Raw genomic sequence first — 511 nt, 5'->3', positions numbered from 1 at the left:
CCGTCAGGTTGGTATTCCAAACATCATCGTGTTCATGAACAAATGTGACATGGTTGATGACGAAGAGCTGCTTGAGCTGGTTGAAATGGAAGTACGTGAGCTACTTTCAGAGTACGACTTCCCAGGTGACGACTGCCCAGTAATCCAAGGTTCAGCGCTAGGTGCCCTGAACGGTGAAGAGCAGTGGGAGCAGAAGATCGTTGAGCTATCTGAAGCGCTGGATTCTTACATCCCAGAGCCAGAGCGTGCGATCGACAAGCCGTTCATCCTGCCAATCGAAGACGTATTCTCAATCCAAGGCCGTGGTACTGTAGTCACTGGTCGTGTTGAGCAAGGCATCATCACTGTAGGTGACGACGTTGAAATCGTGGGCATGAAAGACACCGCGAAGACCACGTGTACTGGTGTTGAGATGTTCCGTAAGCTTCTAGACGAAGGCCGTGCGGGTGAGAACGTTGGTGTTCTTCTGCGTGGTACTAAGCGTGACGAAGTAGAGCGTGGTCAAGTACTG

General features: G+C 51.3%; 1 protein-coding gene. It reads left to right on the top strand.

The features are described from left to right. Nucleotides 1-511: EF-Tu/IF-2/RF-3 family GTPase (locus BZG25_RS15675; protein ID WP_241828736.1), on the top strand; the 511-nt coding region annotated here is incomplete at both ends.

Origin of the sequence: Salinivibrio sp. ML198 (genome assembly GCF_001996015.1) — a bacterium.
Lineage (GTDB): Bacteria > Pseudomonadota > Gammaproteobacteria > Enterobacterales > Vibrionaceae > Salinivibrio > Salinivibrio siamensis.
Note: the sequence above shows the minus strand (reverse complement) of the source record. Positions and strands in the feature narration are given on the sequence as shown.